25 protein-coding genes are annotated in these 24,073 nt (G+C 64.2%); 5 read left to right on the forward strand and 20 right to left on the reverse strand.

Features of this window, described 5'->3' with window-relative positions:
- From DDE20_RS16525 to DDE20_RS16535, 3 genes are all read left to right on the forward strand, one after another.
- A partial coding sequence (locus DDE20_RS16525; RefSeq protein ID WP_165814544.1) for an integrase core domain-containing protein occupies positions 1 to 172 on the forward strand: 172 nt, incomplete at its 5' end.
- Positions 173 to 788: 616 nt separating this feature from the next.
- Positions 789 to 1,631, forward strand: a complete 843-nt coding sequence (locus DDE20_RS16530) for a hypothetical protein (RefSeq protein WP_133240363.1) — start codon at positions 789 to 791, stop codon at positions 1,629 to 1,631.
- Between the two features lie 145 nt (positions 1,632 to 1,776).
- Positions 1,777 to 2,826, forward strand: a complete 1,050-nt coding sequence (locus DDE20_RS16535) for a hypothetical protein (RefSeq protein ID WP_116559641.1) — start codon at positions 1,777 to 1,779, stop codon at positions 2,824 to 2,826.
- Positions 2,827 to 2,999: 173 nt separating this feature from the next.
- Here the strand turns inward: DDE20_RS16535 and kce are convergent, their stop codons facing one another.
- The 7 genes from kce to DDE20_RS16570 all read right to left on the reverse strand — a co-directional run bounded on the left by kce (position 3,000) and on the right by DDE20_RS16570 (position 9,586).
- Positions 3,000 to 3,932 (reverse strand): 3,5-dioxohexanoate:acetyl-CoA acetone transferase, encoded by a 933-nt coding sequence (gene kce, locus DDE20_RS16540; RefSeq protein WP_116559642.1) that lies wholly within the window; start codon positions 3,930 to 3,932, stop codon positions 3,000 to 3,002.
- A 95-nt stretch (positions 3,933 to 4,027) separates the two neighbouring features.
- The gene (locus DDE20_RS16545) at positions 4,028 to 5,047 is read right to left on the reverse strand and encodes an SMP-30/gluconolactonase/LRE family protein (protein ID WP_116559643.1); all 1,020 of its coding nucleotides are present in this window, start codon (positions 5,045 to 5,047) and stop codon (positions 4,028 to 4,030) included.
- Positions 5,048 to 5,051: 4 nt separating this feature from the next.
- Positions 5,052 to 5,822 carry a cyclase family protein gene (locus tag DDE20_RS16550; protein WP_116559644.1) on the reverse strand — a complete coding sequence of 257 codons (771 nt, stop codon included), beginning with the start codon at positions 5,820 to 5,822 and terminating at the stop codon, positions 5,052 to 5,054.
- A gap of 9 nt (positions 5,823 to 5,831) precedes the next feature.
- The gene (locus tag DDE20_RS16555) at positions 5,832 to 7,148 is read right to left on the reverse strand and encodes a TRAP transporter large permease (RefSeq protein ID WP_116559645.1); all 1,317 of its coding nucleotides are present in this window, start codon (positions 7,146 to 7,148) and stop codon (positions 5,832 to 5,834) included.
- Positions 7,145 to 7,696: a TRAP transporter small permease subunit gene (locus DDE20_RS16560; protein ID WP_165814545.1), complete on the reverse strand. Its 552-nt coding sequence runs from the start codon at positions 7,694 to 7,696 to the stop codon at positions 7,145 to 7,147. The genes DDE20_RS16555 and DDE20_RS16560 overlap by 4 nt, the downstream gene beginning before the upstream one ends.
- 90 nt (positions 7,697 to 7,786) lie before the next feature.
- Positions 7,787 to 8,857, reverse strand: a complete 1,071-nt coding sequence (locus tag DDE20_RS16565; RefSeq protein WP_116559647.1) for a C4-dicarboxylate TRAP transporter substrate-binding protein — start codon at positions 8,855 to 8,857, stop codon at positions 7,787 to 7,789.
- 54 nt (positions 8,858 to 8,911) lie between these two features.
- Complete coding sequence (locus DDE20_RS16570) at positions 8,912 to 9,586, reverse strand: TetR/AcrR family transcriptional regulator (RefSeq protein ID WP_116559648.1); 675 nt, start codon at positions 9,584 to 9,586, stop codon at positions 8,912 to 8,914.
- Between the two features lie 306 nt (positions 9,587 to 9,892).
- Here DDE20_RS16570 and DDE20_RS16575 point away from each other — a divergent pair, with 306 nt between their 5' ends.
- On the forward strand, positions 9,893 to 10,612 hold the full coding sequence (locus DDE20_RS16575; RefSeq protein WP_116559649.1) for a DUF4386 domain-containing protein: 720 nt from the start codon (positions 9,893 to 9,895) through the stop codon (positions 10,610 to 10,612).
- Between the two features lie 172 nt (positions 10,613 to 10,784).
- On the opposite strand, the gene DDE20_RS16580 is transcribed toward DDE20_RS16575, so the two are convergent.
- The 9 genes from DDE20_RS16580 to DDE20_RS16620 all read right to left on the reverse strand — a co-directional run bounded on the left by DDE20_RS16580 (position 10,785) and on the right by DDE20_RS16620 (position 18,407).
- Positions 10,785 to 11,042, reverse strand: a complete 258-nt coding sequence (locus tag DDE20_RS16580) for a hypothetical protein (protein ID WP_116559650.1) — start codon at positions 11,040 to 11,042, stop codon at positions 10,785 to 10,787.
- A 100-nt stretch (positions 11,043 to 11,142) separates the two neighbouring features.
- Positions 11,143 to 11,724, reverse strand: coding sequence for an exopolysaccharide biosynthesis protein (locus tag DDE20_RS16585; protein ID WP_116559651.1), 582 nt, complete (start codon positions 11,722 to 11,724; stop codon positions 11,143 to 11,145).
- Positions 11,717 to 12,778: a c-type cytochrome gene (locus DDE20_RS16590; RefSeq protein ID WP_116559652.1), complete on the reverse strand. Its 1,062-nt coding sequence runs from the start codon at positions 12,776 to 12,778 to the stop codon at positions 11,717 to 11,719. The genes DDE20_RS16585 and DDE20_RS16590 overlap by 8 nt, the downstream gene beginning before the upstream one ends.
- Positions 12,775 to 13,353 carry a cytochrome c oxidase assembly protein gene (locus DDE20_RS16595; RefSeq protein ID WP_116559653.1) on the reverse strand — a complete coding sequence of 193 codons (579 nt, stop codon included), beginning with the start codon at positions 13,351 to 13,353 and terminating at the stop codon, positions 12,775 to 12,777. Before DDE20_RS16595 ends, DDE20_RS16590 begins: the two co-directional genes overlap by 4 nt.
- The gene (locus DDE20_RS16600; RefSeq protein ID WP_116559654.1) at positions 13,350 to 13,757 is read right to left on the reverse strand and encodes a hypothetical protein; all 408 of its coding nucleotides are present in this window, start codon (positions 13,755 to 13,757) and stop codon (positions 13,350 to 13,352) included. The genes DDE20_RS16595 and DDE20_RS16600 overlap by 4 nt, the downstream gene beginning before the upstream one ends.
- Positions 13,757 to 16,315, reverse strand: coding sequence for a cytochrome c oxidase subunit I (gene ctaD / locus DDE20_RS16605; protein WP_116559655.1), 2,559 nt, complete (start codon positions 16,313 to 16,315; stop codon positions 13,757 to 13,759). Before ctaD ends, DDE20_RS16600 begins: the two co-directional genes overlap by 1 nt.
- A complete protein-coding gene (locus DDE20_RS16610; RefSeq protein WP_338066519.1) occupies positions 16,312 to 17,280 on the reverse strand; it encodes a cytochrome c oxidase subunit II in 969 nt (322 codons plus the stop codon). Before DDE20_RS16610 ends, ctaD begins: the two co-directional genes overlap by 4 nt.
- A 65-nt stretch (positions 17,281 to 17,345) precedes the next feature.
- On the reverse strand, positions 17,346 to 17,678 hold the full coding sequence (locus tag DDE20_RS16615; protein WP_116559657.1) for a hypothetical protein: 333 nt from the start codon (positions 17,676 to 17,678) through the stop codon (positions 17,346 to 17,348).
- 195 nt (positions 17,679 to 17,873) lie between these two features.
- Positions 17,874 to 18,407, reverse strand: coding sequence for a DUF421 domain-containing protein (locus DDE20_RS16620; RefSeq protein ID WP_116559658.1), 534 nt, complete (start codon positions 18,405 to 18,407; stop codon positions 17,874 to 17,876).
- A 352-nt stretch (positions 18,408 to 18,759) separates the two neighbouring features.
- Here DDE20_RS16620 and DDE20_RS16625 point away from each other — a divergent pair, with 352 nt between their 5' ends.
- Positions 18,760 to 18,945, forward strand: a complete 186-nt coding sequence (locus tag DDE20_RS16625) for a hypothetical protein (protein WP_116559659.1) — start codon at positions 18,760 to 18,762, stop codon at positions 18,943 to 18,945.
- Positions 18,946 to 19,219: 274 nt separating this feature from the next.
- Here DDE20_RS16625 and DDE20_RS16630 read toward each other — a convergent pair whose 3' ends face one another.
- From DDE20_RS16630 to DDE20_RS16645, 4 genes are all read right to left on the reverse strand, one after another.
- On the reverse strand, positions 19,220 to 19,687 hold the full coding sequence (locus DDE20_RS16630; protein WP_116559660.1) for a DUF2269 family protein: 468 nt from the start codon (positions 19,685 to 19,687) through the stop codon (positions 19,220 to 19,222).
- A complete protein-coding gene (locus DDE20_RS16635; protein ID WP_116559661.1) occupies positions 19,684 to 20,979 on the reverse strand; it encodes an SDR family oxidoreductase in 1,296 nt (431 codons plus the stop codon). The genes DDE20_RS16630 and DDE20_RS16635 overlap by 4 nt, the downstream gene beginning before the upstream one ends.
- 223 nt (positions 20,980 to 21,202) lie before the next feature.
- Positions 21,203 to 22,405 (reverse strand): WD40 repeat domain-containing protein, encoded by a 1,203-nt coding sequence (locus DDE20_RS16640; protein ID WP_116559662.1) that lies wholly within the window; start codon positions 22,403 to 22,405, stop codon positions 21,203 to 21,205.
- 221 nt (positions 22,406 to 22,626) lie between these two features.
- On the reverse strand, positions 22,627 to 23,976 hold the full coding sequence (locus tag DDE20_RS16645) for an aminotransferase-like domain-containing protein (RefSeq protein ID WP_116559663.1): 1,350 nt from the start codon (positions 23,974 to 23,976) through the stop codon (positions 22,627 to 22,629).
- Positions 23,977 to 24,073: the final 97 nt, after the last annotated feature.

Raw genomic sequence — 24,073 nt, forward strand, 5'->3', positions numbered from 1 at the left:
GGCCCTCTGGCGCTACGACTACAACACCATCAGGCCACACTCATCGCTCGGAAACCAAACGCCAAAGCAAGCGCGGCAGGCGCTTGAGCAATTTGAGGGCTCCGCGCCCACCGCGCTTGCCCAATCCAGAACCCCAAACTATCAAAACCAAACCTGCAAACTCTCGTTATGAGTGAGGGACCCATGGGGGGCAGGTCAATCCACACAGGCGTCAATCGCGGCGCAGAGCACAGGGGTCGGCATTGATATCTACCGGAGCTCCGATTTCCGAGACGTATTCGACGATTGATTGAGTGAAATTATCTGAGAATGGTCTCCTTCGAGCGGCAATTTCTTCGTCATTTTCGATGGTCATGATAAGGTTGTATTTGGCAACCATTGAATGGGTGCTGAAAATTGATAGGAATAAAGTAAATTAAAATCAATCACTTACGCGCTCTCGTTTTGGCGCAAAGGTCACTATTTCATTGGTCCGACAAGTGTCTGTCTGCGAGCGAATAAGCTTCGGCGGGTGGGCGAGTGGCGGGCGGGTCGGGGGGCGGCCCGTAAGGGGGGCGATCTGGCTGGCGAATGGGGCGGTCTAGTAGAGGAGCAGCGGTTCTTTGGCACGTTCGGACCGGAGCCGACGTTCGCCCAGAGCCGAAGCTCACCTCTACCCAAGCGCCCCCAGCCCCCCGCGATACGTCAAACCGATGCCCCGCTCTTGTCCGAAGCGCGGCGCAATTCGGTCTAATTGGTGCCTGCCTTGGGGCCTAGGGTTTCTCGCATAGCAACCTTTAGGGTCCGTCATGCGATTTCCAGTCAGTTCTTTGTTTGCCACCCTCGCCCTGTCAGCCTGTATGAGCGCGGAGACCGGCGGTGGCGCCATGCCGCCGGGCGCCATTGTCTCGACCGATGGCTATGAAACCTATGTCACCCGGCACAATGGCTTCACCCGTATCCGCCGCGCCGACCCCGAGCCGGGGGATGCGGCGGTTTTGGCCCAGTTCGAAGATGCCGATCCGGCGTCTCCGGCCGGGTTTCGCAGCCTGCTTGAGGATCAAAGCGTCGAGATCCCGAACAGGGTGAACGCCGAGATCATTGTCGAGGGCGCGACCGCGGAGGTGATCGACCGGGTGTTGCGGCTGACCACCGATGTCGAGGCCTATAACCCCGCGCAGATTGCCGCGGCGGGGGGCGAGATCGTGCTTTCGGGCAGCGATTACAGCCTCGTGCGTCTGGGCAATGGATCCTATAGCTACGGCCAGCAAAGCGACAGCGGATCGCTCTATCTGGCGCTGAATTTCGACACCGAAACCGCGACAATCCATATTCTCAATCGTGAACTTTACCACCATTACACCGGCGATCCGGGGATCGATTCGCGGGTCATTGACCTGCTGGGCGAGGATCTGCCGTTCAATATCCAGACCGGGCTTTTTGGCGGTGAAATCTCGGGCGAGGTGACGCAGCTTTACGTCCGATTGGGCACGGTTGTGGTGCCGGTCAGCGGCACTTTGCTGGGGCAGGTTGGCGGATCGGCGCGGGATGATCTGGTCGCGGGCGGTGTGTTCGAAGCCACAGGCAGCGACATGGCGATGGGGCAGATGCTGGATGTGCGGGTGGACGGGGTGTTCTCGGCGTCGAATTGATTGTTGCGGAAACCGTGAGCAATGGCGCTGAATGGCGTTATTGTTCACGGCATGACCCATAATTCACCACGTTTCCACCTCAGTTGATTGGTTAACTAATGGTGAAAGCCGCGCTGACTGCGGTTGTAACATGAGTATGTTCCCGATGATGTTTCGTGCCCTTATCCTATCTGTGATGGCGGTTTTGCTGCCGGTCACCGGCCAAGCGGATGCGTTGCGGCGCGCCAATCTGGCGGGGCTGAGCGGCTCGGAAAGACTGCGGCAGTTCGCAGTTGGGCAGGCGATACTGGAGCACCGCGGTGATCCCGGGGTCGCGCAGGCGATGCGGGCCAGTCTGCAGCAAAGCGGGTTTTACCATAGCGGAGCGCGGCCCGGTATCCTGTCGCGCTCGGCGCAGATTGATCCGGTGCTGGCCTATGACGCCAATATCAACGGCGGCTTTCTGAATGACCGGTTCGAGATTTTCGGCCTGTCTTTTGACATCGATCCAAGCCGCCTTGCGCTTGCCGGGATGATCGGCGGCGCGCGGGCCAATGGGCAGATGCGTCTGGCCTACGGTGAAGGGCGCTATCTGGATCTGCGCGGCTCGGTCGAGGCGGTCTATGCGCCGCAGCATGACATTGGCCGCGCGCAGGCCGGGTTCGAGGCCTGCGCCCGCAACCATCTGCGCGGGTGGAGTTTTGCCGATCTTTGCGTCACCGGCGCCAGCAGCTGGCGGGCGCTGTCGCAGGATACGTCGGGCAGTGTCTCGCTGTCCTTTGCGCAGCTACATGCGGGCGGTAACAGCGCGCATGAATTCACCGCTGGTGTGTCGCGCTCGCTGTTTGGCGCCACGGCGCAGAATGCGGTTTCGATGGGCTGGCAGGCGGTGTGGAACCGGGCGGTTACCGGGCTTGAGGTGACTTTGGCCGCGCCTGTCGCGGGCGAGACGGTGATGCGGCAGCGGCTTCAGGGCTCGGTCAGTTGGGACGCGCGGGGCCGTGCGGTTCGGCTGGGCGCGTGGCATCAACTGGCGGATGGCGGCATGTTGCTGGGCGTGGCGCGGGTGGACCGTGTGAGCGGGGTCAGCCTGTCGGTGCAGGCGCGCCCGGGAGTGACCGTCGAGGTTATGCATCAGGTGACGCAATCCACGCTGAGCATGTTTGACGAGCGCCGCAGCGGGTTGTCGCTGCGTTTTGATCTGGGCCGGCGCTGAGGCTTGCTTTGGATGCCTGCGGTCAAAGGCGGGTGCGGCAGCTTGCCGAGGTGTCGCGAGAGTGTCGGCGATGTGCGCCGGATCGGAATGGGGAAACCGAGACCATGGGCTGGTCTCGGTTAGTGTATGTCAGGGGGGCGGGGTGTCTTGGTTAACCAGCCGTGCCTTGGGGCTTAGAAATTAACCTTATCGCCGCCTTTAAGGCCCAAGAGCTCGCGAGCGTCATCGGGGGTGGCAACGGTGTTGCCGAGGTCTTCGATGATCCGGCGGACCTTGCTGACCTGCGCGGCGTTGGATTCGGCCAGCTCGCCACGGCTGATGAACAGGCTGTCTTCGAGCCCGACGCGCACATGCCCGCCCATCTGGCTGGCGGTGACTGCCATGGGGATTTGCACTGCACCAGCGGCCAGAACCGACCAGCGGTAATCATCGCCAAAGAGCTTGTCGGCGGTGCGCTTCATGAACACCAGATTTTCCACATCCGCGCCGATGCCGCCCATGATCCCCATCACAAACTGCAGGAAGATCGGTGCTTTGAAATGCCCCGCATCGGCCATCGCCTTGAGGTTATAAAGATGCCCGACGTCGTAGATCTCATGCTCGAATTTGATCTGATCGGGCGCGAGGGTTTCGGCGGCCTCCTTGATGTCCTTGAATGTATTGCGGAAAATATTGCCCTCGGAGCCTTCGACATAGGCTTTCTCCCAGTCGAACTTCCACTCCTTGTAGCGCGCGGCCAGCCCGTGAAAGCTGAAGTTCAGCGAGCCCATATTCATTGAGCACATCTCGGGCTTGAACTGTTTCGCGGGGGCAATGCGGTCTTGGATCGACGCGGTCAGCGAGCCGCCGGTCGAGATATTCACCACCGCGTCGGTCGCCTGTTTGATCCGCGCGAGGAAGGGCGCGAAATCATCGGGGTTGATCGAGGGGGCACCGGTTTCGGGATCACGCGCGTGCAGATGCAGGATCGAAGCGCCCGCCTCGGCGGCGGCAATCGCCTGTTCGGTGATCTGCTCATAGGTGTAGGGCAGGGCGTCGGACATCGTCGGCGTGTGGATCGCGCCGGTGACCGCGCAGGTGATGATGGTTTTGGGTTTGCGCGCCATCTGTCAGGCTCCTTTGGTTAATCAATATGCGGGGTGATCGCATCGCTGTGGAGAGCGCTGCGATCTGACTGTGGGTTTTGGGCGGGCAGCGCTGGCTAGTCGTGCCAATGCACCATCGGCAATCCGGGGACCGGGCTGCGGAAGACCGGAATGCGGGTGCCGCGCAGCGAGCCGATATAGACATTGCGCAAATCCGGCCCGCCAAAGGTCAGTGAGGCAAACCACGGCGCAATTGTGCCGCCATGCGCCAGCAGCAGATCGGGCGTGATCTTATCGGCCTTGAACGCGGCATCGAGTTCGGCGGTCTTTGCGGGGTCGGTATCATCTAGGATGATCCGCATATCGCCCTTAGGCGTGAGGGCGAAGATGCGGTCGGTCATCACATGGGTGCCCCAAAGGTTGCCGTAGGCGTCAAAGGCGATGCCATCAATGAAGCCGCCGGTATCCGAGGGGCCGAAGACCTCACGCGCCAGAACCTCAGCGTCTGCACCAATGCGCAACCGTGTGATGCGGCGGCCGGTGGTTTCGACGACATAGAGCCAGTCTTCAGCGGCATCAAAGCGGATTTCATTGGTGAAGGCGAAGCCGTCGGCGACGATCCGCGCGCCTTTCTCGTCGATTACCGCGACATAGCCATCGGTGATATTGGGGCTGATCGCGGCCATCCAGTCGGTGATCCGCGTGGAAATCGTCAGCCAGATCCGCCCCTTGCTGTCGCGCAGGACGAAATTGACCTTGCCGATGGGCTGCCCGTCGATTTGGTCGAGCAGCACCTCGCTTTGGCCGTCGCGGGTCATCCGTTCCAGCCGGTCGGTGCCGAAGTTGGAGATCAGGATCGAGCCGTCGGCAGCAAAGGCCAGACCGTTGGGCAGGGTGCCCGAGGTGAACCGCTGCGCCTCATCCTCGGTGGCGCTGAACCTGTCGTCATGGGCCTGGGCGATCAGCTTTTGGGGGCCATCGGGGCGGATATGGACGACGCCGCCCCGCGCGTCGGCGCTCCACAGGCTGCCGTCGCGCTCGGCCAGAATACACTCGGGCCGCTGCAGATCCTCGCCGATATAGCTGAGATCGGCGGCTGTGACGGTGAAGTCGTCGATCGGATTGGCGCCGCGCATCAGGTCATTCCTCAAGGATTGCGACTGCGCGGATGAAACCGGCAGAGGCGGCTTTGATCTTGAACGGAAAGCAGGAGAGGCGGAAACCGGTCGGCGGCAATTGATCAAGGTTGGTGAGTTTCTCGATATGGCAATAGCCGATGTCGATGCTGGCGCGGTGGCCCTCCCAGACAATCGAGGGGTCGGGATTGGCGATATAGCGCTCGCGCGTGGCGGAGAAGGGCGCGTCCCATGACCAGCCATCGGTGCCGGTGACGCGCACGCCGCGCTCAAGCAGCCAGAGCGTCGCATCGCGGCCCATGCCGCAGCCTTTGTCCAGATAGTCGGGCTGGCCGTAGGCGGCGCCCGCGGCGGTGTTGATCACCACGATTTCCAGCGGGCTGAGCGTATGGCCGATGCGCTTTAGCTCAGCCTCGACATCCGCGGGTTGCACGACATAGCCATCGGGGAAATGGCGGAAATCCAGTTTGACGCCGGGCTGGAAGCACCACTCCAGCGGCACCTCGTCAATGGTGATCGCGCGTTTGCCGCCATCCATGGTGGAATGATGGTGATAGGGCGCGTCCAGATGGGTGCCGTTATGAGTGATGCACTGCAGGATCTCGATCGCCCAACCCTCGCCGCCGGGCAGGTCGTCTTTGGTCATGCCGGGAAAGAACTGGGTGATTTGCTCAGGCGTCTGGCTGTGGTCGAGATAGGTGATCTTGGGTTCGAAACCGGCAGGGTCCGAGGCGATGCCGGTTTCCAAAGGCACGGAGAGGTCGATGATTTTCATGGGAGACTCCTAGAGCAGGCCGGTGGCAATAGCGGGGAAAAGGATCACGAGGCCGAGGACCATAACCATGATCAAGGCAAAGGGGGCAGCGCCGGCAAAGACATCGCCGAGGCTGATACGCTGGTCGTCAATCGCGCCTTTGATCACATAGACCGAGAGGCCAAGCGGCGGCGTCAACAGCCCGATCTCGACCGCCAGCACGGTGATTATGCCGAACCAGATCATGTCGATCTGCATCGCCTGCGCGATCGGCAGCACCAAGGGCAGGGCGATCAGCATGATCGACGAGGAGTCGAGGATCGTGCCCAGCACCACAAGGATCAGACAGTAGAGCAGGATAAAGCCGTAGACACCGACATCCCGCGTCGCCACCCAATCGGTGAGAAAGGCGGGCAGGCCGGAAAGCGAGAGAAACCGCGAATACATCGTTGCGGCGATGATCAAAAAGCAGATCGAGGCGGTGATATGGCCGGTCTCAAGGGTGACCTGCCAGAGCGTGCGCGGCCCGATGCGGCGTTTGGCGAGGGCAATGACAATCGCGCCCAAAGCGCCGATGGCTCCGGCCTCGGTGGGGGTGAAAATCCCGCCGTAAATCCCGCCCAGCACCAGCACAATGAGCAGTGCGATGGGCAGCAATTTGCTGCTGGTATCGCGCAGCAGCGAGACCGGCGCGAGGCTGGTGGGGGCTATCGGCGTGGCGACACCGGTGAAACGCGGGAAATAGCGAACCATGACGCCGATGCCGATGCAGAATGCCAGCGCCAGCGCCAGACCGGGCCCGATGCCGGCGATGAACAGATGGCCGACGGATTGCTCGGCGATGATGCCGTAAAGGATCAGCAAGAGCGACGGCGGGATCATCATCCCCAGCACCGAGGAACCGGCGACAACGCCGCTGGCAAAACGTCCGGTATAGCCGATGCGGGTCATCTCGGGCACCGCGACCTTGGCGAAGACGGCGGCGGAGGCGATGGAAATGCCGGTGATCGCGGCAAAGATCGCATTGGCGCCGACCGTGGCCATGCCGAGGCCGCCCTTGAGGCGCTGGAAGGCGCGGTTGGCGACGTCAAATGTATCGCGCCCGATATCCGCGCGGCTGACCACCAGTCCCATCAGCACAAACAGCGGGACCACGCCAAAGAGATAGGACGAGATGCTTTCGCGTGCGGCCAGTGACAGCAAGCGTGCGGCCAGTTCGGCATTGTCGCGCAGCGCCCAGACGCCGAGAAAGCTGACCAGCGCCAGAGCAATCGAGACATGCATGCCGAGCCAGATCAGCCCGAGAATGCCGACCAGTGACCAAAGGCCGATTTCAATTCCGGTCATGGGCGCCCCCGAGTAGCGTGAATGGTTAAGGCCAAGGTGCGGGTGACGAAGACCGCGAACAGCAGCGCCGAGCCGATGACGACGATGCCGTGAACCGGCCAGATCGGCGCCAGAAACTGGCCGACCGTGCCGATCATCTGGCCGCGCCCGTAAGAGCGCATGAACAGCGGGTAAAAGGCGCTGAGCAGCACCCAGATCAGCACCGCTCCGGCGCCGTGCAGGACAGCATCGAGCGCATCGCCAGCACGTTGCGAGCGTTTGGTGAGCATCTGCAGGAAAGCGTCCGAACGGGTCAGCTTGCCGCGCGCCAGAGTGTTGGAAAGTTGCAGGAAGACGATGGCGAGGATCGACATCGCCACCATTTCCGGCACGCCCGCGATGGGTTTGCCCAAGAAAAACCGGCTGGTCACATCGACGCCGATCAACAGCATGATGCCGAGGATCAGGGCGGTGCCAAGCGCCGAGAGCACCGCAGTGGCGCGGTCGAGCACAAGGGCGGTCAGGTCCAGCACCGCCAGCCCCGTGCGGAGGTCTTCGGTTGTTGCCATAATCATGTTCCGTTTGGCCGGAGGAGGTTGCGGCAGATTGCCTGTCCGTGCCGCCGGTCAGCGGCACGGAGCCTGTTCAACGCAAAGCGTTTAGCGCTGCGACCAGTCGCGCCCGAGATCGGCGCCCGCAGCTTTGAGCGCGTCGATATAGGCGGTCAGAACCTCCGAGCCGGGCAGCCCCATGCCATTGGCGTTCTCGGCCCAGACACCAGCGATATCGGGCAGCGCCGAGGCCCAGCGGGTGCGCTCTTCCGGCGCCAGCACATGCAGGTGGTCGTCATCCGAGGCGATGGTGGCCATGGCGGCGGCCACGCGGTCGGTTTGTTCAACCAGATAAGCCTCGGTATAGGCGGCGGCGGCATCGCGCAGGGCGTTTTGCACCGCCTCGGGCTGGTCGGCGAACCATGTGCGGTTGGCGACCAGAGTTCCGGCATATTGGGCGCCGAAATCGGTGATCGTCACATAGGGCGCAACCTCATGCAGGCGGGCAGGGGCGGCGGCGGTCGGAAAGACGATGACGCCGTCAAACACACCGGTCTGAATGTCGTTGTAATAGGTGGTCAGATTGCCCGAGACGCCGACCGCGCCGGTGCCCTCAAGCCAGTTTACCGCCGGTCCCGGGGCGGCGATGCGGCGGCCCTCCAGATCCTCGATGCTGGTGACCGGAAAATTGGTCATCAGAACATAGTTATCCAGCGCAAACCCGCCGCCGAGATATTCGGCATCATACTCGTGCCAGCTTTCCTCGACGCCCGGCACGGTGTCATGCAGCATCGCCACCGACTCCATCACCAAACGCGGGTCCGAGGGGCCGAAGGGGGTGTTATAGCTGACGTTCTGCAAGGGCAGTTGCGTGGGCATGAACACCGTTGGGATCGCGGCGACTTCGGCCAGACCGACCTCGACCGCTTCCAATTCGCCGCCGACCGCCGCAAGGCTGCCGCCGTAGGCTTCGGACCAGTTGATCGCATAATCGGTGCCCTCAAGCGCCGTATTCACCGCCGGAATGAAGGTCTCGGTCAGGTGTTTGACCCACAAAAAGATCGACGGATGCCCGTTGACCAGCGTGACGTCGATGCTCTGGGCCGGCGCGGTGGCGGGCACGGCAAGACCGGCAGCCAGCACCGGAAGTGCCCAAATATGTTGAAGTGGTTTCCTCATTGTCGTCTCCTCCTGTTGAAACTTTGGTGGCCGCCGCCGTGGGTCGGGGCGTGCCTATGTCGGTTGCTCGCGCTCGGTCGCTGCGGCAATCGCGCGGATACCGGCGCTGATAAACCGCACCGCGCCCGCGATGATCGCGTCGATATCGTCGTCGCGCAGATCCCCCTGCGAGAGATCCTCGGCGCGTCCGGTCGGCGCCATCAAGGACATGCCGATCGCGATTGCATTCAAATAGCAAAGCACGGCATCGTCGCGGGTCAACCCGGGGGTGATCGCCGCGATCTGGTCGATGAACAGGGTCGCGATGGCGTTGTAACGCTCTTTGGTCAGGCGCTGTGAGCGTTCATCGGTGCCCGAGGCGACATGCACCAAGAGCCGCGCATAATGCGCCCCGCCGCGCGAGGGGTCGCGGCCCAGCGTGACCGTGGGGCGCAAAAGCGCATCGAGAATGGCCTCGAGCGTGACGCGATTGGCTTGGCGCAAGCGGGTGAGTTGTTGGCGCCGCTCTTCGTTGATCGCCTCCGAGCGCCGCGCGAACACCGCCTCGAAGAGCTTTTCCTTGTTGCCGAAATAATAGTGGATCAAGGCCGAATTCGCCTGCGCCTTATCGGCGATCACGCGGGTGGTGGCGCCGTGAAACCCGTTCTCGGCAAACACCTCCTCGGCGGCGTCGAGGATATTGTCCTGCGTCGAAGAGGGTTCGGGTTTGGTGGCGGTATTTCGGGACATCTGGAAGTTCGATTCTTAATTAATCAGTTGATTGAATGACAGCATGTCGCGTTTCCCCTGTCAAGCGGTTGGTGTCTAGCTGGCGTGGGGGAGCGTGGGCGGAGGCGCGTTGAGGCCAATGTTTACAGGCCTTTCAGCTGCGCCGTTTGATGTGGGTTCGTCTGGCGGAGGCGGGGAGTTGCAGGGGTGGTCGCGGTAGTGATCCATGCAAATTTGCATATGAAACCAGCGAAACCGGTCAATTCCGCTGTGACCCCGGCGCGAATATACTGCGGGGCATAACGCCCATTAACCGAAAGGCCCCCCATGCGTATCTTTGATGACCCGACCTCGCGCGCCTATGCCCGAGTGGCAGGCGCCCTATATCTGATCATCGCTTTTGCCGGTGGTTTTGCCATCCTCTATGTGCCAAGCGCCCTGAATGTGCCGGGCGATCCGGCGGCAACTTTCGCCAATATCGCGCAGCGACGCGGGCTGTTTCATGCCGGGCTGCTGGGCGATCTGGTGATGATCACTGCCGAGGTTCTGCTCTCGGTGATGTTGTATTTCATCTTTCGTCCGGTCAGCGCGACCCTGTCGCTGGCCGCCTCTTATGCGCGGCTGATGATGGTCGCGGTGATGGCGGCGATGCTGTTTTTCCATGCCGGTGCATTGGCGCTGGCGGATGGCGCGGTGCCGCTGGGCAGTTTCTCTCAGGTGCAGCGGCTCGAACTGGCCGGTCTGATGCGCTATATCCATGATAGCGGTGTCTGGATCTGGCAGATTTTCTTTTGCCTGCATCTGCTCTTGCTCGGCACGCTGGTGATCCGCTCGGGCCTCTATCCGCGGCTTCTCGGCGCCGGACTGATCCTTGGCGGCACCGGCTATCTGGTCGATAGCGTGCAGATGTTCGCGCTGCCGGAGGCGACGTTGCTGGCGGGGGTTAAGGTGGCGCTGCTGTTGATCGTCACCTTGGCCGAGGTGGGGTTTGCGCTATGGCTTTTGTTTCGCGGGCCGCGCGTTCGGCAGAGTAGCGTTGCAAGCTGAGATATGCTCAGGGCGGTGATTGCGCGGGCATTAAACGTGCCACCTGCCTGAAGTTGTCGATGGAATTAGCCCGACTTAACAAGGGCTAAGCTATGACGAGGCGGTTCTCATCTTCGAACAAAGCGAGGGGGTGTGCTGCCCCCTCGCTTGCCGGTCTGTGGATCAATTGCGCTTAGGGATCGACGCGGACTTCGGGATCCTCGGGGGCAACGCTGCGGGTGGGCGCGCCTTCGGGCACATCGACATCGCCCTCGCGGATTTCGGCGGGGGTGATCTCATTGTCGGAGCCGTCTTCGGTCGGTGTCACCATGCTCTCGCCAAGCCAATAAAGGGTGAGGCCGATGGCAAAGATCGCGACCACGGCCATGCCGATCAGCGGGCCACGGTGGCGGCGCTGTTGGGTCTGTAGATTTGTGTCAGGGGGAGTCATCCTTCACTCCTTTCTGGGTATAGGGGCACAACCCACGGGGCGTTTATTGGTTCCGTTTTCGGTGCCGCAGGCGATGGGCGTTGAGCGGGGCCAGCGCGGATCAGCCGATGCCGACCTGCCAGACCGCGACGAGGACGCCGAGCAGGAACACCAAGGTCGCGAGATGCAGGATACCGTCGCGGGTCAGCAGGCTGGCGGCGAATAGAGCGAGCACCGCCGAGGCAAAGGAGCCCGAGGTCGGCACCAGTTCCATGAACGGCATGAACAGCGTCAGGCAGATGATCAGCGTGAGCGAGACATAGAGCCACGGGCGATGAAACAGAAAGGTGAGCCGCGCTTTTAGCACCCGCTCGATCACTGCCAGCGGTTTGCGAAGCCAGTCGATGCCGGTGCAAAGCTTGGCGGTGGAGAGTTGCCTGCGGGTGAGGATGCCGGGGAGCCAGAGGTGGTCGCGCCCGAGCGCCATTTGCGCGGCCAGCAGGAAGGCGATGACCGCAACCAAAGCGGTGAGGCCGGGGATCGCGCTGGCGGGTGATGTGGAGATCAGCGAGAAGATCAGCATCACCGAGGCAAAAGCCCTGTCGCCGAGGGCCTCGATCACGTCCTGCACGGTGATACTGTCGCCGTCGATGGCGGTTTCGAGCCGGTCAAGGATGCCGGTAAGGGAGTGATTGTCATTCATTTTCTGGGCCGGTCCCGTTGGTTTCCAGGGTCGTGTAATAGGCGGTGAGCGCGGTGATATCCGCGTCGCTCAGGTTCTGGGCTGCGACGCGCATTAAGTGGGCGCGGCTGCCGCCGCCGCGGGCGCCGTCGCGCCAGAGGAGCAATTGCTGGCGTATATAGGCGGGGGGCAGGCCGACGAGGGTCGGGGTCTCGGCGGCAGATTCGCTGGCGTTGGGGCCGTGGCAGGCGGCGCAGGCGGGGACATCGGGGTCGGCGGTCGCGGCATGGGCGAGCGCGCGGCCCTGCGCGATCAGGGGGGCGGGCGTCGGCGGCGGGGCGTGGGTCGGCGCGGGTTGCTGCGCGAACCATGTGGCGAGCGCGTCGAGTTCTGCGGGCGACGGCCTGCTTACCGCCTGCGCCATGATCCCGCTGGCGCGGCTGCCGTCGAGATAGGCGCGCAGTGACATCCGCAGATAGGCGGCGCCTTGCCCAGCCAGTGGCGGCACATGGGTGCCGAGCGCTGGTGTGTGGCAGCCGCGGCAATAGGCTTGCGGCGCAGGGCCGTCGGGCAGGCGGGTGAGGGCTGCATAGGCGGCGCCGGTCATCCCGTCCTGCACCGCGGTCAGGAAGGCGACCACCGGCCAGACTTCGTCATCGCGCGCGGCGGGCCATTGCGGCATGCCGGTCATCTTGATGCCATTGGCGGTGATCCAATGCAGATGATGCGGTTGCCAGCCCTGCACGGCGGTCTCGATATGCGGCGGCGGCGGCACCATCGCCGCCATCGTCGGGCTTTGCGCCACGCCGGGGGCGGCGTGACAGGCGCGGCAGGCCCAGTCGTAATGGCGCGCGCCGAGTTCGATCAGCGCGGGGTCGTTGAGGTCGGGCAATTGGGGTGGGCGCTCGGCGCGCAGGCGCACCGAGTTGCGAAAGGCCGTATGCAGCACCCATGAGACGCCGGGCAGATGGCCGACCCGCGCCGAGACATTATAGAGTCCCAGTGTCACCACCGCGCCGCCGCTCAGCGCCGCCAGCACCGCGAGGGCGGCCAGCATCTGCCAGAGGTATCTCATGTCTGCACCTCCGCTCTGGCCAGCGCGCGTCCGGTCAGGATCAGCCCCGCGAGTAGATAGACCGGCGTGCCGATCCCCAGCATCAACAGCCCGCCGAGTTGCTGCGCGGTGAGATTCGGCGCGAGGCCGCAGATCTCGGCATAAAGATCGCGCGGGGCCAGCACGATCAGCGCGCCGAGAAGCGTCATATGCATGGAGGTGACCAGCAAGCCTCCGGCGCCGATCAGGGGTTGTCGTGCGCGCAGGCAACCGGCCCAGACGAGGATACCGGCGATCAGGAAGCTGAGTTGCTCGACGGCAAACCCCAGCGGGCTGTGGAAGGCCAAACCATGGGCGCCGGGCAGGTGCCAGCCCCAGACCAGCGCGAACTCGAGGGTGGCGGCGATCATCGGCGGCAGCGCCATAGGCTCGGCCCATTGCGGCGCGCCCAGCACCAGTAGTGGCGGGATCACCGCGACCAGCAGCATATGGCGCAGCATATGGGCGGGGAATGCGGCGCCGAACCACGCCTCAAGCGGGGCGAGCCAGATGAGCGCGGCCAGCGCCAGCGCGGTGATCAGCAAGACGCGTTTCATCGGCAGCTCTCCAAGAGCAGCACCGGCAGCGTGCCATAGACCACCCCGATCGCCGAGATCAGCGCCAGCAGCACCGCGGCATGACCGAGGAATTGATGCCTGTCCTCGGCCTCACCCAGCGCATTGGTGTAGTCGCCGGTGGTGCGGTAATCCCATTGCCGCCATGCGCGCCAGCCGAGCCAGAGGATCACCGCGAGCGCCAGACCTGTGGCCAGCAGTAGCGCCAAGCGGGCGTGGGGCAGCAGCGCGGGGGCTTTGGCGCAGACCACAGCGGCGATTGCGTAGCTGGTGACGAAATGGGCGGCCCAAGTGGCCGGAGCGAGGTTGATGCGCCAGAGGCTCTCGGCCTCTTCGCGGAACTCGCGGCGGTCCGGGTCGCTCTGTGGCGGTGGGTCTCTGCGCATCACAAGACCCCCGGAGCCAGGCCGATCACCGCACCCGCGACCAGCACCGTCAGGCAGAGGAAATGCCAAAATAGCGTGATATTCCACAGGTCGGCGTCATAGCGCGGGGTCAGCTTGCCGGTGAGGCTGCCGGCGAGGCAATAGAGCTGCATGATCAGGCCGACCAGCGCATGGGCGACGACCCAGATCATCAGCGCCCAGATGATTGCGGGGTAGACATGGGTTGTAGGCTCGAGCGCTTGCACCGAGAGGGTCAGCGCCGAGGCACCGCCTGCGGTGAGGAGGGGCGCGGTGATCAGCGCTGCGCGCGCCCTGCCGATGCGTCCCGCCGCGTTCCACTGCCGCGCGGCCAGCGTCAGCGCCCATGATGCGGTGAGCGCGAGCACCGCAAGCGCGACCAGTTCGGGGGCGGCATGGGGGGCATCCTCGGGCGGGAAATCGGGTTTGGAGGTCCAGTAAAAGAAGAAGCCAAAGACGATGCTGGCGAAGGCGGTGGCATCGCCGAGCATGGTGATCCAGACCGCCCACCAGCCGACCGCCTTTGGCCCCGAGGCATAGGTCGGGAGTGAGAGGCCCAATCCGGCGTCACGCATCTCATGCGCGGGCGGGCGCGCGGTGGAGGTCCAGAGCCAGTAGAGGATACAGACCAGCGCAAATGCGCCGGAGACCAGCGCGGGTGCATACATATGAAAGGTCGGAAAGATAAACGCCCCGCCGGTGAATAGCGCCGCCAGTAGGGTGATCCATGTCGGGCCGGTGACGCGCTGCACCAGTTCGGGGCTGGCGTCGATGACGCTGGTGACCATGGTTTCGCGGTGCCCATGGGGGCTGTCGGCAAGGTAATAGCGACCGGCATCCATCCGCGCGACCAGATCAGGGTCATCCCAGAGCGGATAGCGCGAGGTGATATGCGGGATCGAGCGCGCGCCCCAGTATTCGGCGGGGATATTGTGGCTCCACTCCAGCGTGCCCGCCGCCCATGGATTGCGCGGCATCTGTTGTTGCGCGCCCTTGGGACGCAGGAGATCCCAGACAAACACCGCAAAGCCCGCGGCAATGACAAAGGCACCAAGGGTCGAGATCATATTCAGCCAGCCCCAGCCCGCCGCCTCGGGATAGGTGAAGACCCGCCGCGGCATGCCCAGAAGCCCGGTCAGATGCATCGGCAGGAAGGTGACATTGAAGCCGGTGAAGATCAGCCAGAAGGCCCAACGCCCGAGACGCTCGGAGAGCATCTTTTTGCGGATGAAGGGAAAGAAGTAATAGATGCCTGCGATCACCGGAAACACCATGCCGCCGAAGAGCGTGTAATGCAGATGGGCGACGATGAAATAGGTGTCATGGACTTGCCAGTTGAACGGCGCGATGGCCAGCATCACGCCGGTGAGGCCACCGGCGGTGAATATCGCCAGCGCACCGGCGATCCAGAGCATCGGCAGGCTCATCTTCACCCGCCCTGCGATCAGCGTTGCGGCAAAGGCAAAGAGCTGGATGCCGGTGGGGATCACCACCGCCTCGGAGGCCGCCGAGAAGAACCCCAGCGAGATATTCGGCAATCCGGTGGTGAACATATGATGCACCCAGAGGCCGAAAGACAGAAAGCCGGTGCCGACCGCGCTGAGCACGATCCACGAGTAGCCAACGATGGGGCGCCGCGCCACGGTGGGCACGACCATCGCGGCAATGGCAATCGAGGGCAGGAACACGATGTAGACCTCGGGGTGGCCGAAGATCCAGAACAGATGCTGCCAGAGCATCGGATCGCCGCCGCGTGTGGGGTCGAAAAACGGCCAGTCAAAGCTGCGCTCTAGCTCGAACAGGAAGTCTCCGGCGATCAGCGGCGGAAAGGCAAAGAGGATCATCCCGCCGACCACCAGCACATACCACGCATAAAGCGGCATGATATTGACCCGCATCCCGGGCGGGCGGCATTTCAGCGCGCCGACGATCAGCTCGACGGCGGCGGCAATGGAGGCGATCTCGATAAACGATAGGCCCAACAGCCAGATATCGCTGCCCGGCCCCTCGTCCTGCGTGGCCAGCGGCGGATACATGAACCAGCCGGCGGTGGGCGCGGCATTGAACAAAAGCGAGCCCATGACGAATACGCCGCCGATGACAAAGCACCAGAAGCCAAAGGCGGAAAGCCGCGGAAACGGCATGTCGCGCCCGCCCAGAAGTGCAGGCAGGATCAGGATCGCGATCGCCTCGAACATCGGCACCGCAAAGAGAAACATCATTGCCGAGCCATGCATGGTGAAGAACTGGTTGAAGCGGTCGGCAGAGATCAGATCATTCTCGGGTAGGGCCAGTTGCAGGCGGATGAGCAGTCCGAGGACACCGGCGAGAAGCATGAAACCAAAGGCGCTGAGCGCATACCAGAGCCCGATCTCGGAGTTGTTGACCGCGGTGACATAGCGCCAGCCCTTGGGCGGCGCCCATGCCGCGCGCAATTCGGCGGCGCTGCGCTCCTGCTGCGCCTGCGGGACGGGTGTGGCCAGCATCTCGGCGCTGGGCGGATAGGGGCCTTGGGGGCCGGTGTTTTGCGGTTCGCTCATTCCAACCCCTTGAGATATTGCGCCAGATCCGACAGATCGCCTGCGCTCAGATGGTCATAGGCGGGCATTTCCACCTCGGGTTTGATCGCGCCGGTATGGGCGATCCAGGTCTCGAAATCCTCAAGCGTGGTGCCCAGCGTGCCGGCGCCGAGGCTGAGGCGGCTGCCGACATGGGTCAGGTCCGGCCCCACCGCGCCGCGTGGTTGACTGTCCCGCCCCTCGGGGCCGCGCACCGTATGGCAGGCGCCGCAGCCCTCGCGGGTGAAGACCTCGGCGCCGCGTATGCCCGCCGGATCAGCGGGGGGTGCGGCGGGGGCCTCCTGCGCCGCGAGCCAGAGCGCGAAGTCATCGGGCGCCATCGCCACCACCTCGAAGGCCATCAGCGCATGGCTGGCACCGCAAAACTCGGCGCATTGCCCGCGCCAATGGCCGGGCGCCTCGGGGTGCAGCGACATGCGGGTTTCGCGGCCCGGAAACATATCCATCTTGCCGCCCAACGCCGGTATCCAGAAGGAATGGATCACCCGCCCCGCATCGAGGATGATCTCGCTGCGTTGACCCGCGGGCAGGCGGATTTCATTGGCGGAGATGATCGGCGCCTCGGCGCCCTCGGGCCAGTATTCGACCCGCCACCACCATTGCTCGCCGGTGACGCGCAGGGTCAGCCCGTCGCCCGGCGCGCGCTGGTCGGGCATGATCGACAGGCCGTAGGCCAGAAGCGCGCCGAGAATAACGGTGGGAAAGATCACCCCGCCGACAATGATCAAGCCGTTGGCAAAACGCCGCGAGAGGGCCGCGCGGTTAATCCGTGTGACATAGAAGAACAGCCCGTTGACCAGCAGCCAGAGGATGATCGCGCCACCGAGCATGACCCAGAACAGATCGCCCAAAACCCGTGCATCGGCGCCGCCCGGGGCCAGCACCGATTGCCGCCCGTCGCAGCCGGACAGGGCGAGTGTGGCCAATAGCGCGCTGGACCGGAGCAAGCGGCGCGAAGGGGCGATGTGGTCCACTCTGGCGGTGCTGCCGGTCATAGGGGATTGTTGCCGTGGCGCCGTAGATCGGTGTCGCGCAGATCATCGGGCGGGAGGTTGTTGGCGTGCAGCTTGAGCGCATGCGACGGGCGGTCTGGGCAGTCACGCATATCGCGGGGGCGGGTGTCGATGGTGGAGGTATTGTTGGCAGCGATGTTGGTCAGGCTGTGCTGGCGAAACCTGATCCTGCGGTCGCGGAGCCGGTTCGGCGGCGGGAGTTGCAGCGTGCGGTGCAAAACCGCCGGAGCGTCGCGCGGGGGGATGACGTGAGGCGCCACCGCTTTGGATGGCGCTGTCCGCGAAAAATCCCGGCGCGAAAGTTCTGGCATGGTTTCAACCTCCGACTGACCAAACGGCTGAGAATGCTAGAGGTTCCCAATAAATCCCGTCCGCCGCGCGTCGCCAGTTGCGAGACCGGAGCAGATCGGCGCGTCGTGGCGTGGTGTCGCAGGCTGTCCTGTGCTTACCGGTTTCTGCGTCACGGGTTGGTGGTTCGGGGTAAATAGTCTTTTCTTCGCAACCCCTTAGCCACGCGTGACAGTCTCGACCGGTGCGATCCCCGTCAGCAGTTCGGCATCGACATCGCCGCCGTGGAGCACCGAGATATTGCCGGTGGTCTCCAGCACCACCGCATGCACCGCCGCCATCTCCTGCACATTCGCCTCGCGCAGTTTGGCGATCAGGTCTTCTTTGGACACGCGGGTGCGGCGCAGGGCGTCCTCAAGGATCCGGCCGTCTTTCATCAAAAACACCGGCGTGTTTTGCACCACCGCGTTCAGCCGCGGGCTGCGGTAGCGCAGGCGCGAGACGATATATTGCACGGCGAAAAGACTGGCCATCGCCGCCAGCGTTTGCACGAATGCGACCCAGTCCTGCGACTGCGAGGCGCCGGCCAGCAAAGAGCCCATGGCGACGGTGGTGACAAAGTCGAAATTGGTCATTTTCGAGAACGACCGCAGCCCGACGATACGCACCAGCAACACCACCCATGCGATGGTCACCGCGCTGAGCAGGATGCCGGTGATCAGGGCGTCGATCATCGGGGCGTCGGTGAACACGGTGAACTCCTCTCGTCGCTGCGGGTCTGGTGATGTGCCGACCCTCGGCGGTTTGCTGAAATGGGGCAGGGGGGATCACCCGCCGAGGCCGCGTTTTGGAGGGACGCGCGGCTTGGGAGCCTGCGTCATTGCGGCCTGATGGGTGGCCGGTGAAGGCGCCAGAGATGCGGGGTCTGTGGCGTTTGTGTTGCCGGAAGAACCGGAGGCCGGGGGATTGGTTCCGAGGTTTGGTAGATGCTGCGTTGCTGGTGGGGGGGCGCTCACGTTCCGGCGAGCGACAGGGCAGCGGCGGAACTCCTTGTGCTGGGGCGCGGTTTCTCACGGAGAAGCTGCACAGATAGGAGTAACACCGATGACCACCCCGCCAACCGGCCCGCAGCCCGAGCCAACTCCGCCAGAAGCCCCCGTCCGCGTGCCCGAGGAAACACCGCCCTTGCCGCCCAAAGAGGCGCCGGACAATATCCCCGTTGAGGCCCCCGAGAGCGATCCCGGTGAGGTGCCCGAGCCACCGCCCAGCGAAGTCCCGCAGGAGGATTGATCCGTGGGCCGATTGCCCCTGCGGCATTGTTAGCTTGACGGGTAGGCGGCGGGTGTATTGGGTTTTGCGTCTCGGCCTTGCCTATCCGGCACCACCCGCGCAAAATTAGGGGCAAGCGGATTGGATGCGGGAACCGGTTGGTCTGTGCCAAGGCGATCCGCCAGATGCGTTGAAACCGGATTGGGGCACCGGTTGGGTTTGCCGGTGGGTGCTTGCGTCGGTCCGTCCAAGGGAGCGTCGGGAGCATTCGACCTCTTGCGATCCAGCGGGGGCTTTACAGCGCGGGTCTGGTCAGCATCAGCCAGAGGATCGCCAGCACGGCGGCAAAGGCGGGAAAGCCGCAGGTGAACCAAAGATGGTAGAGCCGATGATAGCGTGCGGGCAAAGCGGCGCCCCTGTCGCGGGCCTCGATCGCCAGATTGCGCATCTGGATCTGCATCCAGAGCACCGGCAGCCAGAAAATCCCGACGATGGCATAGAGCGCCAGTGACCATGCGACCCAACCGCTGAGAAGCGGCCAGCCCGCCGCGCGCGCCAGCAGATATCCGGTCAGCGGCTGCGCGATGGCGGCACTGGCGGTGAATACGGTGTCGGCCAGCACCACGATCCCGCCGACATGGGCGATCAGTCGCGGGTCGCGGCTTTGGTGCGAGATCACCATGAAAAACGCGATACCGGCGCCGGTTCCCAGCAAGACCGTCGCGCCGAGGACATGAAGGAAACGCAGGGTCTCGTAGATCATCGCCCCTCCATCATCAGCCAGACCATCAGCGCGAGGGTCATGCCGGGAAAGACCTTGAGCATCGGCCCCAGCGGATCGGCCCAGAGGTCGGGTGCGACAATCAGGCTGCCGGTCAGATAGGCGCCCGAGAGGGCCAGCATTCCCAGCGCGGCGGCTCTGGTCCAGCGCCGCCAGAGGATCGCGAACCCGAGCCCGAGATCGGCGACGGCCCCGCCGAACACGCTCAGATTGGTGGTCCAGTTCGGCACGTCGCGCACGCTCAGGATCGCCATGGCGCGCGCGGGGTTGAACAGGGTGATCAGGCCCGAGAAGACCCAGAATAGCGCCAGCGTCGCAATGGCCAGCGGCAGGGCGAAATAGCTGCGGGCAAAGAGCCGTTCCTGACGTGTGGCGGGCAAGAGCGCCAGCGTCTGCGCCAGTGACCGGCAGGGGCGGCCGCCCGCATCCTCCCATGCGTCGGGATTGCCGGTAATACCGTCCTGCAAGGCCCGCAGGGCGGTGCTGCGCAGGGGCGAGCGCCAGCCAAGAAGTCCGAGGACATCCGCGGCTTTGCCCAATGCCGTGATCAGCGGGGTGGGCAGGCGCAGGTGCAGGCGGGGCGCGGGCCAGCCTTGCCAGCACCGAATAATTTGCAGCAATTCGGGAAAGGGGCGCGCCTCCCGCTCGGTAAGATCGCAGATCAATCGTGACGGCAGCTCGCCCTGTGCCGCGGCGACCACCGCCTCGGCGAGATCGCCGATATAGACGGTCTGGACCTGTGCCTCGGGCATGATGCGGGGCATGAGCAGGGGCAGGGCGCTTGCGCCGCGCAGCAAGGCGGTGCCGCCATAGGCATCGGGCGCGAGGACGAGGGTCGGCCGCAACACCACCCAATCGAGCGCGCTGGCGCAGAGGATCGCGTCACCCTGCGCTTTGCTGCGAAAAAACGCCGTTGAGGCCTCAGCCGATACCCCCGCCGCCGAGATCTGCACGATCCGCAGGGGCAATTCGGCGGCGGCTTGGGTCAGGCGGGAGAGGGCGGTCACATGGATCGCGGTGAGGTCATCGCGCGCGCCGTCCTGCAGCGCACCGGAGGCGTTGACCACGACATCGACACCGGCGAGGTGGATGCGCCACTCGTCAATGGTGATCGCGGGAATATCGCGGATCAGCCAATCGGCGGAAGGGTCGGATTGCAGCGCGGCAGAGGTTGAGCGCCCGATGCCGGTCACCGTAAAACCGGCGCGGCGCAGGGCCCGCATAGATGCCGCCCCGATCAGCCCGTATCCGCCCAGAACAATGGCTTTTTGCATGTCAGTCTGCCCGATCTGCCTGCGGTGATGGTAGGTACACCGGGGGCAAAGACCAAGGGTTTTATGGGTGTGGTGATCCGCCCGCCGCTATCTGCGCTGGTGGATGCGGGCGGGTTTGGTTTGGGAGGTTCCGGCGGGGAGGGGCGCGGATGAGGGCTTTGGCGTGACGCTCATCAGCAAGTGTTTCTAACCGAGCATCAGGCCGAGGATCACCGCGCGCCCATTATCGCCGACGCCACACTCGGGCGGGTCCCGCGCGGCCTGCGGAATAGGTGATCAAGGTCTGCCCGTCGGGGGCGATGACGGTGTTTTCGGACGGGGGCGGGAGGGGCTGCAACAGGTCTCCGCCGCCGATGTCGATGATCGCGCTGCTCCCGTCCGCCGCATGCACGACTATGGTTTTGCCACCGGGGATGAATTGCGCCGCGATGATGCCCTGCGCGGTCATGGTTTGCGCGCCGGTTTCGGCATTCCAGACCGCCAGATTGTTGCTCTCGTCCAGCGTCAGTAGCCGCGCGCCATCTGCCGAGAACGCGCCGTAGCGCAGGGGCGTGGCGAATCCCTCAAGCGTCAGCACGGGCGCGGTGTCGGAATTCCAACCCTCCAGCGCCTCCCACAGCCGGACCGTCGGCGTGGCCACGGGGTGGAAGTTTCCGCCGCCAAGATGCAGCCGCTCCGCGTCAATAGGCGGGAGGCTGGCAAGGCGCTGGCGCAGCGGGTCCACCGCCAGCAGGGCCTCATAGGGGCCATAGGAGCCCGGCAATTGCGCATAGATCTCGGCGCAGCTGCCATCCGTGCATTGGTAGGGCGCGCCACTCATCTGGTAGGTCAGGGTAAACCCCGAGGAGTCCACGACCAGCTCGCTGCCGTCCTGCGAGAGGGTCATCGCCCCGTGCGGGCGCATGGCGTCGGTCTCGATGGTGGCGATTTGTGCGCCCGATTGGCCATAGACCCAGAGCGGGCCGAAGGTGCCAGCGACGATAAACGTCTGCCGGAAGGGGTCATATAGCACATCGTCGGCGAGGAAATCCTCTTCGAAAGCCAGTTCAAGCACCGGCGCGGCGCCGGATAATGTCCAGCTGCGCAGGTGGCGGCGGGAATGCGCGTAGACCTGCGCCGAGATCAGCCCCGGCGTGTTGGCGGGCTGGGCGAAACGGATCGGCAGCAGGCTGGGGAAGACCCCGTCCAATGTCGCCATGGCGAGCCCGTCGCGCAGGCTCCAGACCCGTGCGCGAAAGCCGCCCTCGGGGCTCCAGAGCGAGCCCGCGACCAAGTCACCGCCGGGCGAGACGGTGAGCGGCCCCAGGTGCTCGCCGGGCGCGGTCTCCAACTGCCCAAGGGGTTGCCAATGCGTCTGCGCGGCGATTGGCGCGGGTGAGATGGCGCCCGAGGCGGCGGCGAAAAGCGCTGCGAAGATTGGTCTCATAGGACGCCTTTGCGGCTGTGTTCTTCGGGGCAGTTGGGTGACATGGGTGATATCGGTGCGGGCCTGCACCCGCGTCACGGGCGGTCGCCGCGCGGCGCGGGTGTTGGACAAATATACCAATATTTCGCGCGTCGAGCGAGTCCGGGTTTGGTTGCCGAGGGAAAAACCCGCGCGGGAAGGCGGGCGGGATATGCCCGCGCCGCGTTTGCGTAGGTCCGGCTTTACGGATCGGCCCTGTGCTCGAAGGGCGTCGCGGCGGCGAGTTTGGCGATATCGGCGAGGGCCGGGATTTCGCCGAGGTCGAGACGTCCGGTGCCAAGGCGAATATGGCCGGTGGGCGCCAGCGAAAAACTCTCGCCGGCAAGGGCAGAGATCCCGTGGGCGGCGAGGGTGATCAAGGCAAAAGTCTCGGAATGCACGGGCAGATAGAGGCTGAGACCGGCGCCGTCGGGCACGTCGATGCCGCGTTCGCGCAAGGCCCGGGCCAAGGCGTTGCGGCGCTCGCGGTAGGTTGCTCCGGCGGATTGGATGCCCGCGCGTGTCTCCTCGTCGGCCTGCAGCCATGCGACGGCGGATTGCAGGATGCGGCTGGTCCAGCCGGCGCTGAAGGCGCGGAAGGATTGGACCCGGCCAACGAGGTCTTCGGAGGCCGAGAGCACCGCCATGCGCAGATCCGGCCCGAAGGATTTCGAGAAAGAGCGAATATGGATCACCCGGTCGGGCAGGCGGTCGCCCAAGGATTGCGAGGGTGCCATGGCGATCTCGCCGATGCCGTCGTCTTCGATGATCAGGGTCTCGCTTTCGGACAGCACGTCGCCCAGTTCGGAGAGACGTTGCGCGGTGCAATGCAAGCCGGTGACAGAACTGATCACTGGCTGGAACACAAACGCATCGGGCTTTTGTTCGAGCACCGCCTTCAGGGCGTCCGGCTTGGGGCCGAAACCGTCGCTTTCCACCGGCAAAATCCGCGCGCCGAGGTCTTCGAGGATATCAAGGATGCGCATCGAGGCGGGCATTTCCAGCGCCACCGCCGAGCCCGGCTGCACGAGGGCATGGAGCGAGAGGTAAACTGCGTTGTAGCCGCCATTGGTCGCCAGCATCGCCGCAGACCGGAATGGCCAATCGGGGCGCAAGACCTGCTCGAGTTCGGGCAGGATCCGCACCCGTTCGTAGCTGTTGAGCTTTTCCGCGCGGGCGCCGTGCAGCAACGCCTGATCCAACTGCGGCAGGAGCGAGAGGTCCGGCACCGCAAGCGTGAGGTTGCGGGTGCTGGGGGAAAAATGCCCCTGCGCCGATACCCTCAGGGGGCGCGGCGAGAGATTGGATGCGCTGACATAGGTGCCATTGCGCCCGCGCCCGGTCAGCACGCGCAGGCGGCGCAGTTCTTTCCAGGCTTCGGAGAGGGTGCTGGGACTGATCTCCATGACAAAGGCAAGGTCACGCAGCGAGGGCAACCGCGCACCGACCGGCAGCACGCCGGTCCGCACCAGCCGCGCCGTGTCCCGCGCAAGCCCTTGGGTGGAGCGATCCGTCAGATGAGCCGCCAACTCCCTTGCGTCGATTGTGGTCATGGATCGTCCTTAATGTTCGGGGCAATAATTTAAATGTTCGGTAGCTTAATAGCATTTGTCAACGCCGTGCCAAGCCTCCTATCACGTCAACAAGTTG

Origin of the sequence: Pararhodobacter oceanensis, assembly GCF_003076755.1 — a bacterium.
Lineage (GTDB): Bacteria > Pseudomonadota > Alphaproteobacteria > Rhodobacterales > Rhodobacteraceae > Pararhodobacter > Pararhodobacter oceanensis.

Bases quoted from the DNA above. Each gene is read 5' to 3' on its own strand.
- DDE20_RS16635 (WP_116559661.1), bottom strand. From the start codon at position 20,979: ATGCAAAAAGCCATTGTTCTGGGCGGATACGGGCTGATCGGGGCGGCA.
- kce (WP_116559642.1), bottom strand. From the start codon at position 3,932: ATGGCGCGCAAACCCAAAACCATCATCACCTGCGCGGTCACCGGCGCG.
- DDE20_RS16595 (WP_116559653.1), bottom strand. From the start codon at position 13,353: ATGAAACGCGTCTTGCTGATCACCGCGCTGGCGCTGGCCGCGCTCATC.
- DDE20_RS16555 (WP_116559645.1), bottom strand. From the start codon at position 7,148: ATGACCGGAATTGAAATCGGCCTTTGGTCACTGGTCGGCATTCTCGGG.
- DDE20_RS16575 (WP_116559649.1), top strand. From the start codon at position 9,893: ATGCGTATCTTTGATGACCCGACCTCGCGCGCCTATGCCCGAGTGGCA.
- DDE20_RS16590 (WP_116559652.1), bottom strand. From the start codon at position 12,778: ATGAGATACCTCTGGCAGATGCTGGCCGCCCTCGCGGTGCTGGCGGCG.
- DDE20_RS16645 (WP_116559663.1), bottom strand. From the start codon at position 23,976: ATGACCACAATCGACGCAAGGGAGTTGGCGGCTCATCTGACGGATCGC.
- DDE20_RS16615 (WP_116559657.1), bottom strand. From the start codon at position 17,678: ATGCCAGAACTTTCGCGCCGGGATTTTTCGCGGACAGCGCCATCCAAA.
- DDE20_RS16545 (WP_116559643.1), bottom strand. From the start codon at position 5,047: ATGCGCGGCGCCAATCCGATCGACGACTTCACCGTCACAGCCGCCGAT.
- DDE20_RS16600 (WP_116559654.1), bottom strand. From the start codon at position 13,757: ATGCGCAGAGACCCACCGCCACAGAGCGACCCGGACCGCCGCGAGTTC.
- DDE20_RS16640 (WP_116559662.1), bottom strand. From the start codon at position 22,405: ATGAGACCAATCTTCGCAGCGCTTTTCGCCGCCGCCTCGGGCGCCATC.
- DDE20_RS16630 (WP_116559660.1), bottom strand. From the start codon at position 19,687: ATGATCTACGAGACCCTGCGTTTCCTTCATGTCCTCGGCGCGACGGTC.
- DDE20_RS16530 (WP_133240363.1), top strand. From the start codon at position 789: ATGCGATTTCCAGTCAGTTCTTTGTTTGCCACCCTCGCCCTGTCAGCC.
- DDE20_RS16535 (WP_116559641.1), top strand. From the start codon at position 1,777: ATGATGTTTCGTGCCCTTATCCTATCTGTGATGGCGGTTTTGCTGCCG.
- DDE20_RS16550 (WP_116559644.1), bottom strand. From the start codon at position 5,822: ATGAAAATCATCGACCTCTCCGTGCCTTTGGAAACCGGCATCGCCTCG.
- DDE20_RS16560 (WP_165814545.1), bottom strand. From the start codon at position 7,696: ATGGCAACAACCGAAGACCTCCGCACGGGGCTGGCGGTGCTGGACCTG.
- DDE20_RS16580 (WP_116559650.1), bottom strand. From the start codon at position 11,042: ATGACTCCCCCTGACACAAATCTACAGACCCAACAGCGCCGCCACCGT.
- ctaD (WP_116559655.1), bottom strand. From the start codon at position 16,315: ATGAGCGAACCGCAAAACACCGGCCCCCAAGGCCCCTATCCGCCCAGC.
- DDE20_RS16625 (WP_116559659.1), top strand. From the start codon at position 18,760: ATGACCACCCCGCCAACCGGCCCGCAGCCCGAGCCAACTCCGCCAGAA.
- DDE20_RS16565 (WP_116559647.1), bottom strand. From the start codon at position 8,857: ATGAGGAAACCACTTCAACATATTTGGGCACTTCCGGTGCTGGCTGCC.
- DDE20_RS16570 (WP_116559648.1), bottom strand. From the start codon at position 9,586: ATGTCCCGAAATACCGCCACCAAACCCGAACCCTCTTCGACGCAGGAC.
- DDE20_RS16585 (WP_116559651.1), bottom strand. From the start codon at position 11,724: ATGAATGACAATCACTCCCTTACCGGCATCCTTGACCGGCTCGAAACC.